We start from the raw sequence: 14462 nt of genomic DNA on the forward strand, positions 1-14462 counted from the left end.
CCAGGTAACATAGGTATCCCCCCATTACGGGTGGACATGTGTTTATATATCCGACTATTAACAGAGAGAATATTATGAGCGTTGTGCCTGTAGCCGACGTACTCCAGGGCCGCGTAGCCGTTGACAGCGAAGTCACCGTGCGCGGATGGGTGCGTACCCGCCGAGATTCAAAAGCTGGCATCTCCTTCCTCGCCGTTTATGACGGTTCCTGCTTTGATCCTGTACAGGCCGTCATCAATAATTCTCTGCCCAATTACAATCAGGACGTACTGCGCCTGACGACGGGTTGTTCAGTTATCGTAACGGGTAAAGTCGTTGCATCACCTGGACAAGGACAGAGCTTTGAAATTCAGGCCACTGAGGTTGAAGTAACGGGCTGGGTTGAAGATCCTGACACCTACCCAATGGCAGCTAAGCGTCACAGCATTGAGTATCTGCGTGAAGTGGCGCACATGCGTCCGCGTACCAACATGATTGGTGCAGTCGCGCGTGTACGCCATACGCTGGCGCAAGCTCTGCATCGTTTCTTCCACGAGCAGGGTTTCTTTTGGGTATCGACTCCGTTGATCACCGCTTCCGATACGGAAGGTGCCGGTGAAATGTTCCGAGTGTCTACGCTGGATCTGGAAAACCTGCCGCGTAACGATCAGGGCAAAGTCGACTTCGATAAAGACTTCTTTGGTAAAGAAGCCTTCCTGACCGTTTCTGGTCAGTTGAACGGTGAAACCTATGCCTGCGCCCTGTCCAAAATTTATACCTTTGGTCCGACGTTCCGTGCAGAAAACTCTAACACCAGCCGTCACCTGGCAGAGTTCTGGATGCTGGAGCCAGAAGTGGCTTTCGCCGACCTGAACGATGTTGCAGCTCTGGCTGAAGCGATGCTGAAGTACGCGTTTAAAGCCGTACTGGCAGAGCGTGCAGATGACATGAAATTCTTCGCTGAACGTGTCGACAAAGACGCGATTTCGCGCCTGGAACGTTTCATTGACGCAGACTTCGCTCAGGTGGATTACACCGACGCGGTTAGCATCCTGGAAAAATGCGGCAAACAGTTTGAAAACCCAGTTTACTGGGGTGTGGACTTGTCTTCTGAACACGAACGTTACCTTGCTGAAGAGCATTTTAAAGCGCCGGTGGTGGTTAAAAACTACCCGAAAGATATCAAAGCGTTTTATATGCGCCTTAACGAAGACGGTAAAACCGTTGCAGCAATGGACGTACTGGCTCCGGGAATCGGTGAAATCATCGGTGGTTCTCAGCGTGAAGAGCGTCTGGACGTACTGGATGCCCGTATGCTGGAGATGGGTCTGAACAAAGAAGATTACTGGTGGTATCGCGACCTGCGTCGCTACGGTACCGTGCCACATTCCGGCTTCGGTTTGGGCTTCGAGCGTCTGATCGCTTACGTTACCGGCGTACAGAACGTCCGTGATGTTATTCCGTTCCCGCGCACCCCGCGTAACGCTACGTTCTAAACCTGCATTTAGAAACAAAGGCCAGCATTGCTGGCCTTTTTTATAGCCACATCACATTTTGGGATCCCCCTCCCGCGTTAAACACAACCCTTCCTCTTCTCCCTTCCTGTTACGTAATATTTCACCGCAACACATTTGAACAAAAAATAATCAGTATTTTTATTGTGGATTAGCATCTTCTGACTAAATAGTACATTTTCTAACCATTTGCACGGCGCTCCGGACGTCCAAAAATAGCCATCTGTAAAACAGAAACTTCCTGTCAGATCAGAGAAAAATGGGGGTTATCTAAATTAAACATAAGAAAATCATATAAATAGAAATAGAAGCGGTGATTTTTAGCGCAGAGACATCTGAAGTTTGAAGTTGTTCACAAAGTTGCACAAAAATAACATTTAGTTACACATTTTTTCTTTTTGAAACTAAATCTTTATCTTTGTAGCACTTTGACGGTAGCGAAACGTTAGTTTGAATGGAAAGATGCCTGTCAGACACATAAAGACACCAAACTCTCATCAATAGTTCCGTAAATTTTTATTGACGGAATTTATTGGCGGCAGTGGCAGGTGTCATATAAAAACCGATGAGGGTAATAAATAATGATGAAGCGCAATATTCTGGCAGTGGTTATCCCTGCTCTGCTGGTAGCCGGGGCAGCTAACGCTGCAGAAGTTTATAACAAAGATGGCAACAAAGTAGACATCTACGGTAAAGCTGTGGGTCTGCACTATTTTTCCAAGCACAACGGTGATAACGCCTACGCGCCTAACGGCGATCAGACCTATGCCCGTCTTGGTTTCAAAGGGGAAACTCAGATTAACGACCAACTGACCGGTTACGGCCAGTGGGAATACCAGTTCAGCGGCAATAACGCAGAAGGCGGTGACGATGCCCAGAAAGGCAACAAAACCCGTCTGGCGTTTGCTGGTTTGAAATTTGGTGACGCAGGCTCCTTCGATTACGGTCGTAACTACGGCGTTGTATACGATGCTCTGGGTTACACCGATATGCTGCCAGAATTCGGCGGTGATACCGCTGCTTCTGACCAGTTCTTCTCCCAGCGTAACGGCGGTCTCGCAACCTACCGTAACTCTAACTTCTTCGGTCTGGTTGAAGGCCTGAACTTCGCTGTACAGTACCTGGGTAAAAACGAACGCTCTAGCAGCCCAACCCGTTCTAACGGCGACGGCGTTGGCGGTTCCGTAAGCTACGAAATGGATGGTTTCGGTATCGTCGGTGCTTACGGTGCAGCTGACCGTACCAACGCGCAAGAGCAGCTGGCCTATGGCCGCGGCGCGAAAGCTGAGCAGTGGGCGACCGGTGTTAAGTACGATGCGAACAACATTTACCTGGCAGCGAACTACAGCGAAACCCGTAACGCAACCCGTATCTCTAACGGTTATGCTAACAAAACTGAAGACGTGCTGTTGGTTGCTCAGTACCAGTTCGACTTCGGCCTGCGTCCGTCCCTCGCCTATACCAAATCTAAAGGTAAGGACATCGAAGGAATCGGCGACGTAGATCTGGTGAACTACTTCGAAGTGGGTGCGACTTACTACTTCAACAAAAACATGTCCACCTATGTTGATTACATCATCAACCAGATCGATTCTGACAACAAACTGGGCGTAGGCTCTGACGACACCGTTGCAGTGGGTATCGTTTACCAGTTCTAATAGCAGACCTCTTTGTTAAATGCCTAAAAAACAGGACTTCGGTCCTGTTTTTTTATCTCTGCTAGCGGATTCTTGCGTCTTAAAAAAACACCTCAGCTTTTCGTCAGTAACGGTTGGCATTTTGTAAATCTACCGTTAACCTGATAGCGGACTTCCCTTCTGTTATCACTATGGAACCTCGTCATGTTTGAGAACATTACTGCCGCTCCTGCCGACCCCATTTTGGGTCTGGCTGATTTGTTTCGTGCCGATGACCGCCCTGGAAAAATAAACCTGGGGATCGGTGTATATAAAGATGAGACAGGCAAAACGCCGGTACTGACCAGCGTTAAAAAAGCCGAGCAATATATACTGGAAAATGAAACCACCAAAAATTACCTTGGCATCGACGGTATTCCAGAGTTTGGTCGCTGCACTCAGGAATTACTGTTTGGTAAAGAGAGTTCGCTTATCAACGACAAACGCGCACGTACAGCTCAGACCCCTGGCGGCACTGGCGCATTGCGTGTGGCAGCTGATTTCCTGGCTAAAAACACCTCAGCTAAACGCGTATGGGTAAGCAATCCTAGCTGGCCAAACCATAAGAGTGTCTTTAACTCTGCCGGTCTGGAGGTTCGTGAATACAACTATTACGATGCGGCGAATCACTCATTAGATTTTGATGCGCTGCTGGCAAGCCTCAGCGAAGCGCAGGCTGGCGACGTGGTGTTATTCCACGGCTGCTGCCATAACCCAACCGGTATCGATCCTACGCTGGAGCAGTGGCAAACGCTGGCTCAGCTTTCTGTCGAAAAAGGTTGGTTGCCGCTGTTTGACTTCGCATACCAGGGCTTTGCCCGCGGTCTGGAAGAAGATGCAGAAGGTCTGCGCGCATTCGCAGCGCTGCACCAAGAGCTGATCGTCGCCAGTTCCTATTCCAAGAACTTTGGTCTGTACAATGAGCGCGTAGGTGCCTGTACGCTGGTGGCTGCCGATGCTGAAACCGTCGACCGTGCATTTAGCCAGATGAAATCCGCCATTCGTGCTAACTATTCCAACCCACCAGCACACGGCGCATCCGTAGTCGCCACAATTCTGAGCAACGACGCACTGCGCGCCATCTGGGAACAAGAGCTGACTGATATGCGCCAACGCATTCAGCGCATGCGTTTACTGTTCGTGAATACGCTGCAGGAGAAAGGTGCAAACCGCGACTTCAGCTTTATCATCAAACAGAACGGCATGTTCTCATTCAGCGGCCTGACCAAAGAGCAGGTTCTGCGCCTGCGTGAAGAGTTTGGTGTCTATGCCGTCGCTTCCGGACGCGTAAACGTGGCAGGGATGACGCCAGACAATATGGCGCCGCTGTGCGAAGCGATTGTCGCAGTACTGTAATCTATCGCGCACAAAAAAGGCCGCAATAGCGGCCTTTTTATTAATCTGTGTGTTACCAGACGGGCATTTCATCCTGCAGGAACGGGTTATGTAGCCGTTCGTTACCCAGCGTAGAAAGAGGGCCGTGACCCGGAATAAACGTCACGTCATCACCCAACGGCAACAGTTTACGTTTAATCGAATCAATCAATTGGCTGTGATCCCCGCGAGGAAAATCGCTGCGCCCTACGCCACCTTTGAAAATCACATCACCTGAAATCAGTAACTTTGATTGTTCATCAAAGAAGACCATATGTCCTGGCGTATGACCCGGACAATGCAGCACCTGTAACGTTACATTGCCCACGCTTACCCGGTCGCCTTCATTCAACCAGCGATCCGGCGTCAGCGGCTCACAATCGCCCAGGCCAAACATGCGACTCTGAGCAGGGAGTCCTTGTAGCCAGAACTCATCTTCTTTTTCCGGGCCAATAACTGGTACACCATAATGCTGTGCCAGTTCAGCCGCCGCGCCTACGTGATCAAGATGACCATGGGTAAGCAGGATCTGCATAAGCGTCAGACCGCTGGCATCCACTTCCTGTTTGATTTTCTCGGCATCTCCGCCAGGATCGACCAGCGCGGCCAGACGAGTCTGCTCACACCAGATCAACGAGCAGTTCTGGGCGAATGCAGTGACCGGAATAATACGATAGTTCATACAGCTCCTGTTTCATTAAGCTTATGGATCACCAGTGCCGTGCAGGCCCGGTGTCGATATGCACAAAGTTACTGCTGGGGTAGTATCCTACACCACCTGCGCGCATAGATAACGCAGCTTTGCGAATATTGCTTAATGCGATGCCTTCGATATGGAAATCCATGGCCTGGCCTTTAGTGTGGTAGCTTTTCTTTGCCACACCGCGGCTGCGCGCACGGAGTTCGTTATTGGTATCGATAGAGCGATAGCCTGAGATAAGCTGTACGGGTTTACGCGTGCCCAGCAGGCCCTGCAGACGGAAGAGTTGATCAAACAGTCCCGGGTCAATGGATTTCACTTTATTGGCCCGAAAATCACGGAAAAAGTGGTTAAGTTTTGCTAATTCGTCCTGAATATAGCCCCTGCCATCAAAAAACTCTGCTTTTATTGACTCACCAGTATGCAGGTTATTCAGAGTCAATATACGCGGACGTGGGGTAGAGAGTGTGGCAAACGCAGGCGTAGGCAGGATGGCAGCGCCGAGGGCAATGCCACCAAGCGCCAGCAGTTTGCGGCGATTAGCGTCAAATTTGTCCATGGTATTAAGGTCTACAAGGTCAATGTTATCGTATGTATGCTCTAGCGCACGCAGGAAACCTTATCTGGCTAAGTAGTCCACGTCAAGGCTCCCAACCCCAGGAAATACGGGGCTTGCAGCCATTTCGCCCCGTTTCCAACATAACTTACGACAATCATTTTCCTCGAACTGCTTCATTTATCTGATTAATTGTTCGGCTTTTGACACAATTTGTGCACTGGATCGCGCTGTCAGATCGTAATTGTAAATATCTGTACGATACTGCGTACGACCATCGGGGCCAACAAATGCAGTCAGATAGTAGAGGTTGACCGGGATATTCTGGCGAATATTCACGTACCGCGTATCCCCTTGCTTCAGGGCATCCGAGATGCGCGTATCATTCCAGCCCGCATCCTGTAGCAGCATATTTGCCAGCTCAGAGGCCTTATTCACCCGCACGCAGCCGGAGCTTAATGCCCGCGTATCCTTCTGGAACAGATTGTGGTTCGGCGTGTCGTGCAGATAAATAGCGTCCGAACTCGGCATGTTGAATTTATAGCGTCCGAGCGAGTTACGCGCTCCCGGAGCCTGCTGGAAGCGGAACGGCAGATTGGAGGCGGTGATGGTAGCCCAGTCTACCTGCCACGGATCTATCGTCTCTTTGCTGTTCCAGCCGCGCATCACGGTATAACCGTGACGCTCAAGATACCCCGGATCATTCCAGACCTTAGGCAGGATATCTTTTCGGGCCAGCGTTGGCGGCACGTTCCACGGCGGGTTAACGACTACGTTATTCAGCGCGCTGCTCATCATTGGCGTTTTACGATCGGGACGCCCGACGATCACGCGCGAGGCCAGCACCTGATTGCCGTTCTGATAATAAACCAGCGAGTAGGCAGGAATGTTCACCATGATACCGGTAGACAACTCACCAGGCAGCAGGCGCAAGCGCTGAATATTTAATGCCAGCACCCCCGCACGCTGAGCCGGCGTCACGTTCAGCCAGTCACGCGTCGCAGGGCCAATCGCACCATCGGCTCCAAGCCCCTGCCACGTCTGAAAACGCTTTACCGCGTCAACAAGTTCACGATCGTAAGCGCTACGACCTTCTTTGGCAGCCGGACTGACAACGGATTCCAGCATCCCGGTGCGGCGTAAAATTTCACGCAGCGCAGGGATGTCGTTACTCCACTCTCCCGGGCGCAGCGTTGCGGTACTGGTTAACTGCGGCCAGGGGCGCGTATCGCCCACCAGCTTGAGCAGCGATTCATGCATTGCCGCATACTGTGGATGCTGAGGCGCCAGGTTGGCAATAAACGAAGTCAGTTGACCATTATCCAGCGCCACCTGCCACTGATTGATCACGGAAATTGGCGGGGTCGTCAGCGCATAGGGCTTATTACTATAGAGCCAGCGATTACCTTTGACGGGGATGTTGGCGATAAAGTGCAGATAGCCCATCATCGCATCAGAGAGGACGATGTCCCGCGCCTGGCCCGTAACTGCCGGATCAGTCAGAAGTGCGACCCAGGTAGTAAACTGCGGCTGAAAACCGGCAATCGCCACCTCGGCTAACTGTTGCTGAAAGGCTTTTACCGCATCACGATTTTCCCACATCGGTTTCATTTCGCGTGCGGCATACAGCAGTTCCAACTGGCTCATATACACCGGCGTATAGCCCGCTGGAAGTTGAGATTGTAGTTCAGCGCGGGCGTTATCAACTGACACCCCCTCAGGCAGCGGTTGAATACCCGCCATGATAGCCGTCGCGGAAGATTGAACCTGCGGCTGTGATAACGCTGTTGGCTGTTCACTGACGGTCGCTGAGCTATCGCCAGGGATCATTTCAGGCTCATCGGCCTGCGCATTGAACAGTGGAGCGAATGTTACGGCCAGGCACAAACTGATTGCCGACAGCCGACGACCACACATTTTATTAAGCAACATCCCTTGCCCCCTGTTTTCTTTATCATACTTTGAGTAGCCAGGCCGTATGTATTCCCCTTTTATTTTAACGGGGTCGGACCTGTAAAACGCCAATACAAGCTGAAGTATGACGAGCAAGCCTGTGACGCGTTAGGCTTACCTTTAGTATATAAACATGAAAAAGTTTTTGCCTAACCTAATGTAAAGAAGTCTAAAGAAATTACACCAGGTATTGAGAATTTTCGGAAAAAAAGAAGGCGGCCATTTAGCCGCCTTTTTGTTTAGCTTGCCTGCGAGGAAGCATCTTCGGTGCCAGGTAACGGCTCAGGTAACTGAGGCGCAAACCCGCGCAGACCCACCACGTGAACGTGTTCGGTGTTCTGGAAGACTTTACGCACCAGTTTATAGGTAGTGCCTTTCTCTGGGCTGATGTTTTCCGGCGCGGCGATAATCAGCTGCATTTGCAGACGCTCGCACAGTTCAAACAGGGTCGCGATAGAGCGCGCATCGAGTCGCGCAGCTTCATCAAGGAACAGCAGACGGCAAGGAGAAATATCTTTCCCGCGTAATCTACGCCCTTCGTCTTCCCAGCTTTGTACAACCATCACCAGAATAGACATCCCGGTCCCGATCGCTTCACCCGTTGACAGCGCGCCAGATTCAGCTCGCAGCCAGCCGTCAGAGCCACGGTTAACCTCAACTTCCATTTCCAGATAGTTACGGTAATCCAGCAGCTCTTCACCAATGGTTTGCGGCGTACGTTGCCCCATATCAATTTGCGGATTCAGACGCTGATACAGCTTCGCCAGCGCTTCAGAGAAGGTCAGGCGATTACTGTTAAACAAATCCTGGTGCTGTTCATGCTGTTCGGAAAGTACGTCCAGCAAGGTAGCATGCGTCTCACGTACGTTGACGTTCAGACGAACGCTGTTTACCTGGCCAAACGACACGCTTTGCAGTCCCTGGTTCAGCATGCGAATACGGTTCTGTTCGCGCTGAATGGTCTTACGGATGATATTTGCCACGCTGCGAGAGCTGATCGCCAGCTTCTGTTCGCGGGAAGTCAATTCTTCCGTCAGACGGCTCAGCTCAATCTCCATCTGTTCGATGGCTTCAACCGGATCGTCGGTACGGATAATATCCTGGCGAATACGTTCACGCAGATGCTGGTAAACCGCGACAAAGAACTGAATTTTACGCTCTGGGCGTTTTGGATCTTCAGACATGCGCAGCACATCGCGCAGGTGTTCGTTATCCGCAACCGCCAGACGCAGCGCACCGAGCGCCTTATCCGACATCGAACGCAGTTCATCACCGGAAAGGTACGCCAGCTCACGACGGTGCAGGCGGCGTTCAACGCCGTTATCTTTCACCATCCGCATCACCGCACACCATCCAGCTTTTGCGGTAACCACCTGCTCGCGCATCTCAAAATAATCACGTTCCAGCTTGCGCAGCCTGCGAGTCAGGTTGTCCATCTCCGCTTCGCAGAAGGTCAGAGCTTTTTCCAGTTGGTTACGGCGCGCACGGTTATTGCTGAGCTGCGCATGCAGTTCATCACGACGAATACGCGCGCGCTCTTCGGCACCACTGTCCGCACGAACACCGATATCCTGCAGTTCACGTTGTAAATCGTTAAGCAGCTCTTTTTTGGTGTCATAGGAGCTTTTCAGTGACGCCATGACCTGGTTGTACTGGCTTAACTGTGCGGCGTGGCTGCGTAGCGCTTCACGGGCGCGAGTACGTTCCGCTTCCGCCTGTTCCAGGCGCTCACGCAGTTTTTCGTTCAGATCGCTGTTGCCGCTAAGCATTTCGGCAGAGTCGGAATAGCTGAAATGCGCCCGACGCTGCACCACTTCGGTCAGGGCAAAAGCCTGCTGACGCGCATCGCGCTGCATTTGCTGGGAATACGCGTAGTCTTCCTTCAGCTGTTCAAACTGCTCAGGGTCATTTTGCAGAACAGAAACGATAGGTTCCAGTTTGGCTAACTGATTGCCGTGCTGCTGCACAAAACGCGCCGCTTCCTGAGCTTCATCCAGACGCTCGCGAATTTCGTCCACGCGATCGGCCAGCGTGTCATCCGCCAGCAGATTCAAACGCGGCAGCAGGCGGTTAAGCGCTGATACTCCCTCTTTCGCCTGTTCAAACTGCATACGGCTTTGCTGGTTATCATTTTCATGATTGGTCAGCGCACGTTCCAGTTCAACGCGACGGCCATTCAGTTGGCGAATTTCCGCTTCAGGATCGTCTTCAAACGCCACCGACAGATGACTGCCAATAAAGCGACTGAACGCCTGATGCAGACGCTGGGTTTTCTGGACGTCAAAGGAGAGCGTGGCGAAACGTTCAGACAGCCCTTCACGCTCGGCATGCAGAGTTTCGATACGGCTTTCGCGCGCTGCACGACCAAAAATCGGCACCGTCGGGAAGCGGGAATAACGCCACTGACGCTCGGCGGTTTTCACCACTACCGCTTTTTCCAGCTCATCGACGCTGAACACGCTGTCATCAAACGACTGCGGATCCCCTTCAATGAAATAGAGATCTTCCGGGCAATCCGTCAGCCCTTCAAGCTGTTCGGTAATCAGAGACAGATCCGGCACCACGATAGCATGACGCGAAGGTCCGTACAGCGCTGAGAAGTACGGCGCATCTTCAAGGCTAACGTCGTCATAGATTTCTGACAGCAGCACGCCGCCGAAGCGTTCCGCGAGCGCGTTCAGGCGCTGATCTTCCGCCCCACCGGGCTGACTTAAACGTTCAATCTCTTCATCAACCGCATTTTTGCGCGCGCCGACTTCATCACGCTCAACAATGGCTTCACGCTCGCGCTCCAGCAGTTGTTGCAGATACTCGGTTACGTCCTGGCTTGAGGTAAACTCTTCGCCGCACTGCTCGCTAAGCTGGTTCAGGCTATTTTGCGCGGCCAGCCAGACAGGCGCGCGTTTCATCAGATGCTGGATACGAGACTGAAGTTGCTCTTGCTCCTGGCGCAACGTCATACGCTGTTCGCTGGCAGAAGAAACGCTGTCCGACAAGGCGGCGATACGCGCTTCCAGCTCCTGATGCAGGGCTTCCAGCTCATCGATATCGAACTGTTTACCCTGACGTTTGCAGAATTCAGCCAGTAGACGCTCGGCGTCTTGTTGTTCGCGCAGACGCTGCTCCAGCTCGCTGAGTCGCATACGCAGCGGCTGAACCTGTTCCGCCAGATGGCGCTGTTCAACACCTTCCCGTAGCAGTTCACGCGCCACGTTCCAGGCCTCACCACGCGCCAGTGGGCCATTGATAGCCGCCACCAGCTGATAAGCCTGTTCGAACTGACTGTGCGCAGTTTGCGCCACGCTCATTTTTTGTTCCAGCGTCAGCAGTTTTTCAGTAGCTTCCTGCTCTTTGGCCTGGAAAGTTTCCAGCCATTCGGCAGCGCTGTCGGCGGTCAGATCCGGTAAGTGGCAAAGCTCTTTCGCCCGATTCAGCGCCTGGATCGCCTGAGTATACTGGATGGCTCGCGTTTGCTGGACGTCCAGCGCCTGCTGGTAATCAGCAAGCTGGCTTTTCAGCTCATCCACTTCCAGTTCGGCGGCTTCTGCGCGGGCTTCGTTTTCATCCTGGCGGTCAACGGCTTCCGCAACCACCTCATTTTGTTCTTCAAGCCGGATCTGCAGTTCTTCGAGATCCGCTTCATAGCGTTCAATTTTTTCCTGCTGACGCAGCGCGGTTTGCACCAGATTAAGGTGATCGCTCGCGGCCTGGTAATCAGCTTCCAGATCGCCTTCCGCCCCGTTGTGCTCACCCAGCTCGCGCGCCATATCCACGTGCTTATACTGCTCTGCCGCCAGCTGTTTGCGTGAAGTATGCAGCTCACGACGGTATTCCAGCGCTTTATCGAGATGAATACGACGTTCGTTGGCGTGGCGCATATAATCCGCGGCCACATAGTTGGTCGCTTCGCTGATCAAATGCTTAAACAGGTCGCGGTCAGACTGGGTTACACGAATCGCTTCCAGCGTCATACGGTTTTCACGCAGCGCGGCTTCCATATCCTGGAACGCTTTACGTACGCCGCTATTTTCTGGTAGCAGGTAGTCACGCAGTGAACGGGTAATGGCGCTGGAGATCCCGCCGTACAGCGAGGCTTCAATCAGACGATAGAATTTACTACGGTCAGACGCGGAGCGCAGGCGGCGGGCAATGATGCCCAGATCGAACATCAGCGAGTGATAATCAGTTATTGAGTTGAACTGCTTAAACTGCACGCCTTCCATCTCATCAAGCTTCTCTTTCAGCTCAGAGAGGGACAGCACGCGCGCCTGGCGTTCATTCAGCGTTTCTGTCACCAATTGGGTTGGCTGCACCGACATCGGCAGTCCCTGAATGGCAAACGGTTTGATATCCACTTTGCGATCGCGACCGGCAACCTGTTGCAGACGCACACCCACGACCACGCGCTGATGGCGCGAGTTGAGGACATCGAGCATTGAGTAACAGACACCCGCCTTCAGCTTACCGTGCAGGCCCTTATCACGTGAACCGCTGGTTGCCCCGGCTTCGGTGGTGTTACGGAAATGCAGCAGCGTTAAGTCCGGGATGAGTGCCGTAACAAATGCCGCCATGGTGGTGGATTTACCCGCACCGTTACCACCGGACAGCGTGGTAACCAGTTCGTCAAGGTCGAACGTACGGGCAAAAAAACCATTCCAGTTAATCAGCGTAAGTGAGCGAAATTTACCGCGTTCAATCATTATTCTTCTTCTCCACTGTCCGGCTGATTCTCTTCAGGCTCATCGTTGAGCTGCAGGCGGTTCTCGACCGGCATCGCTTCGCCATCACGAATTAAGCGACGCTGCGCTTCGCGCGGATCGTCACCGCTGCGCACGTCCGCGCCAAAGCGGAAGACGGATTCCGTAATCCGGAATTTGCTGCTGTCGTGGCCCATAAACCACACCATGCCTAAACGGCGCAGGCGGTTTAACGAAGAACGAACCTTTTCCTGGAGCTTCTGACGATCAACGTCTGAACCGGTTGAACGGTTGTTCACCAGCTTCAGCAGCTTCGCTTCATCAGCCAGCGTTAGCAGTTCGTCGTACAGCTCTTGCTGAGTAAAAATCCCTTCATTCGCCAGGCGTTCCGGGCTGAGATAGAGATAGCAAAGAATTTTACCGACCATCATGTCCAGTTCAGACAGGACCGAACGGGGAATGAGCGTCGTTGAACGCGGGCGAAGGTAGAAGAACCCTTCCGGCGCACGGATCAATTCCACGTTATAGCGGCTGTAAAACTCTTCAAAATATTCCTGAAAATCCATCAGGAAGGCATGATTATCCAGTTCATCCAGACCGATGTGACGGCCCGAACGTAAGGCGCTATCCAGCGCCGGAAATAACGGATTCGCCAGCGCCTGCGCCAGCTTTACCGGCATCACTTGTTCAATATTTGTCAATGACATGCGCCTGTACCTTGGCTCCGTAATCATTAATCGGCTGCCATTTGGCTGGCAGTCCGGTGAAATCTGCTTGCGCTACGCCAAGGCGTACCGCCTGATCGATAACAATACGCGCGACGTCGAAATGACGCGCACGTGGGTATTGCGCCAGATACTCGCGCACTACCAAACCGAGATCCAGTGGTGTTTGTCTGGATTTGTAGATAGCCAACTGTTCTTCGATGATCGCCGCCAGCTGTTCACGGATCTCGTTAAATTCTTCATATTCCAGATCTGCCGGAAGCTCACCGGTGACCTCTTCGTCACGCAGCACCATCTCCTCGTCACGCATATCCAGCAGACGATCGGCGTTGGCATAGGTCAGCGCCCACGGTTCGTCAAAATAGGTCTGCACGGACTGACGCAGACGCTGGGCAAAGACACGGTTTTTATCCATATCGATCGCGGTACGGATAAACTTATGCACGTGACGATCGTAGCCGATCCACAAATCAATAGACTGCTGACCCCAACTGATAATACGGTCAAGCTTGCTTTGTAAGTCAAATACCAGCCGATCGACGAAATGTAAATCGTCATGCGTCATCGTAGCGTCCTGGATGCGTAACAGGTTAGCCTGCAGCTTATCCCCCGCCGCTTCCAGCGTATCCTGCAGTTCACGCAGCGTACCAGACGTTTCAGAAAGCAGCAGTTCACAGCTGGAAATAGCCGCCCGCCAGTCTTTATTCAGCAGTTGCGCAATATCGTCTTTTACCTGCTGCTGCTGTTCATCCATGATGCGCTGGGTCAGATCAATACTGTCGAAAATCTCCGCCACCGAGTATTTCAATGGCGCATAGACGTTGCGATGCCAGTGGAACTCATCGCCGCCTTCCGCTGCCGCATCCGCCGCGCGTTTCAGTTCACCTGCAACAATCGACAACTGCATCGAAAGACGTAGCGTAGAGAATTCACGCTGACGAATATAGTAATCCGTGATGCCAATTCCCAATGGCGTTAAACGGTAAATGGCGTTGCCTTCCGCCTGCTCGCTGGTAAAGCGGTTCAGCAGACGTTGACGTACCATATCGTTGATCGCGTTGTTGGCGCGTACGCCGATGGTTTCGCTGGTTTGCTCAAACGCATCACTCACATGGCGGAACGCATCCACCAGTTCACCTTCACTCATCTCGCCGTCGAGTCGCTCACCGTTTAGTGTGGCAACCGCCAGCAGGAACGAAAGTCTGTCTACCGGCAGAGAGATGGAGAAGTCATTTTTTCTGGCCCAGGCAACCAGTTCGGGGACTGTCTGGGAAAATTCACTCATAAA

9 protein-coding genes are annotated in these 14462 nt (G+C 52.4%); 3 read left to right on the forward strand and 6 right to left on the reverse strand.

The genetic code is table 11. The features are described from left to right. Positions 1 to 74: 74 nt before the first annotated feature. The 3 genes from asnS to aspC all read left to right on the forward strand — a co-directional run bounded on the left by asnS (position 75) and on the right by aspC (position 4525). Positions 75 to 1475: an asparagine--tRNA ligase gene (asnS, locus tag OGW16_RS11045; RefSeq protein ID WP_043015773.1), complete on the forward strand. Its 1401-nt coding sequence runs from the start codon at positions 75 to 77 to the stop codon at positions 1473 to 1475. Between the two features lie 599 nt (positions 1476 to 2074). Further along, positions 2075 to 3151, forward strand: coding sequence for a porin OmpF (gene ompF / locus OGW16_RS11050; RefSeq protein WP_075144922.1), 1077 nt, complete (start codon positions 2075 to 2077; stop codon positions 3149 to 3151). 183 nt (positions 3152 to 3334) lie between these two features. Continuing rightward, positions 3335 to 4525, forward strand: a complete 1191-nt coding sequence (gene aspC, locus OGW16_RS11055; protein WP_286515415.1) for an aspartate transaminase — start codon at positions 3335 to 3337, stop codon at positions 4523 to 4525. Positions 4526 to 4577: 52 nt separating this feature from the next. On the opposite strand, the gene OGW16_RS11060 is transcribed toward aspC, so the two are convergent. The 6 genes from OGW16_RS11060 to mukF form a co-directional block, all read right to left on the reverse strand. Next, entirely contained in the window at positions 4578 to 5225 is a 648-nt protein-coding gene (locus OGW16_RS11060; RefSeq protein WP_286518431.1) for an MBL fold metallo-hydrolase, read from the reverse strand. A 28-nt stretch (positions 5226 to 5253) separates the two neighbouring features. Further along, positions 5254 to 5802 (reverse strand): peptidoglycan L,D-endopeptidase MepK, encoded by a 549-nt coding sequence (gene mepK / locus OGW16_RS11065; RefSeq protein ID WP_003831948.1) that lies wholly within the window; start codon positions 5800 to 5802, stop codon positions 5254 to 5256. 177 nt (positions 5803 to 5979) lie between these two features. After that, the gene (gene ldtD, locus OGW16_RS11070) at positions 5980 to 7731 is read right to left on the reverse strand and encodes a L,D-transpeptidase (protein ID WP_043015770.1); all 1752 of its coding nucleotides are present in this window, start codon (positions 7729 to 7731) and stop codon (positions 5980 to 5982) included. Between the two features lie 260 nt (positions 7732 to 7991). After that, positions 7992 to 12452, reverse strand: a complete 4461-nt coding sequence (gene mukB, locus OGW16_RS11075) for a chromosome partition protein MukB (RefSeq protein ID WP_286518433.1) — start codon at positions 12450 to 12452, stop codon at positions 7992 to 7994. Next, complete coding sequence (mukE, locus tag OGW16_RS11080) at positions 12452 to 13156, reverse strand: chromosome partition protein MukE (protein ID WP_016152457.1); 705 nt, start codon at positions 13154 to 13156, stop codon at positions 12452 to 12454. Before mukE ends, mukB begins: the two co-directional genes overlap by 1 nt. Further along, positions 13137 to 14459, reverse strand: coding sequence for a chromosome partition protein MukF (gene mukF, locus OGW16_RS11085; protein WP_043015768.1), 1323 nt, complete (start codon positions 14457 to 14459; stop codon positions 13137 to 13139). Before mukF ends, mukE begins: the two co-directional genes overlap by 20 nt. Positions 14460 to 14462: the final 3 nt, after the last annotated feature.

Source organism: Citrobacter sp. Ce104 (assembly GCF_030334595.1).
Classification (GTDB): domain Bacteria; phylum Pseudomonadota; class Gammaproteobacteria; order Enterobacterales; family Enterobacteriaceae; genus Citrobacter; species Citrobacter europaeus.